The 1,773-nt window shown below is 36.7% G+C and carries 2 protein-coding genes; both read right to left on the bottom strand.

All coding sequences use genetic code 11. The annotated features are described in order from the left end of the window. Positions 1-575 (bottom strand): transposase (locus C1I60_RS04575; RefSeq protein ID WP_137061000.1); only part of this gene is annotated, 575 nt, incomplete at its 3' end. A 578-nt stretch (positions 576-1,153) separates the two neighbouring features. After that, positions 1,154-1,773 (bottom strand): reverse transcriptase family protein (locus C1I60_RS04570; RefSeq protein WP_212734435.1); only part of this gene is annotated, 620 nt, incomplete at its 5' end.

Raw genomic sequence — 1,773 nt, 5'->3', positions numbered from 1 at the left:
TCCAGACGCTCCAGTTTCCCATAAGCACGGTCCATCACCACAATGTAGTCCGGTTGAGCCAACGTTTCACTCATGGGGCCATCATGCTTGGAACCCAGCGTTTCGACGACCTGAAGCGGTTGCCCATTTTGGGCTCGCAAAGCGACATGAAGTTTAATGCCCGCACGCTCTCCGTGATAAGGAGCCCAAGGTAGTCGTGTTTTTCCCACTGTTATGGTGGTCGAATCGATGAGGAGTAATTCTTTGGGAAACGTAAGTTTTCGGCGTGTTTCTCGGCTACACTTGTGAATGACTCGATGAAGAAGCTCCTTAAATATAGCAAAGGGGACTTCGGCCGCTTTGGTGGAAAAACACGAATAATGAACCATAGGTAAGCCACTGCGAGCGGCATGATCCACACCGGAACGATAACTGTCCCATTGTTCTAAGGCAGCTACACACCAGTATTGAAGTAAATGGGTTACTGTGAATTTACGGGCTTTTTCTTCATAATCTGCTCCCTTGGTAACACTTTGCACTTCTTCCGGTGTCAGAATGGATTGAAGGATCAATGGGATCGTGATAGACTTTTTCATGGAGTCGTCACCTTTCGGTTAAGTTTGTAGGGGTACAAACATTTTACCGAGTTGACGGCTCTTTTTCTACCATTTAGTGGTTAATCAACAGGTGTGAAGGAATATATGTGTGTATTACAAGAGCTAATTTCGAAGAATTGTTTATATAGAGAACAAGAATTCAAGAGAAACAAGAAAAGCCGAGAGTTCTAGGCTCTCAGCAGTCCATAACTTAGATGAACAAATTGAATTTATATCATCACATTCACCACGTTTTTTAATATTATATTCAAAATTTAAACTTTTTCATGAGAAAGTGACCACATTAACAGACTGAAAACTTTAAAAGTGTAGAAATGTTAATTGAGCCTAAATGAATTGAATAGAAATTTATTCGTCGAGAAATAAGTAATTAGACTGGGAGCAAATTAGTTTAGGTTGGAAAATATTCACTAACACCCCCTTACACTAAATTACGCGATCTTTCCACATGTGAAGAGAGTGAAAAAAGTATATCGTGTGGTCTTGTGGGGAGAATTTTGTTCTAAAAAATATATGCATCGACTCAAAGCGCAGTTACTAGAATAAAAAAAGGAACATCAGTTCCCCCAATTAAGATCATCCAGTTTTTTTAAGAATTTCACACCTTCATCTGGTTCTATCATTTTTATAAAGTTAGCCATACCATATAGATATTCTTTAAAATATGATTTGCTTTCAGCTTCAATTTTTTGCAAGTGACTGTATACACCAAATTTTCTACAATAATAAATATGTTGTTCAAGCTTTTTTTTATATTTTCTCTTCACTTTGACATCTTCATTTACAATTAATCCTGTTACTTCTTGCATGTTCTTATTCGTCTGCAATCTTAATTTCCTGTAATTAATATCAAAGCCTTCATTGATTATTATAGATTTTATTGTGTCTATATAATCCCTAATATTTTCATCACCCGATATAGTGATATCATCTGCATAACGCGAATAGTCAGCATTCATCTTTGTAGCGAGTGCTAACAATCTCTTGTCCATTGTATTGCAAAGAATATTTGCTATACAGGGGCTGGTGGGTGCACCTTGAGGTAGAAAACCTTTGAATGTAGTTAATGAAGCTAAAGAATATGAAAGTTCTTTAGTATAACCATGATCGTAAAAAATATAGAATACGTTCTCAAATTTAATACTAGGAAAAAAGTTTTTAATATCTATGTTAAGAA

This window comes from Paenibacillus terrae (genome assembly GCF_005217525.1).
Lineage (GTDB): Bacteria > Bacillota > Bacilli > Paenibacillales > Paenibacillaceae > Paenibacillus > Paenibacillus terrae_C.
This window is presented reverse-complemented; position numbering and strand designations above follow the sequence as displayed.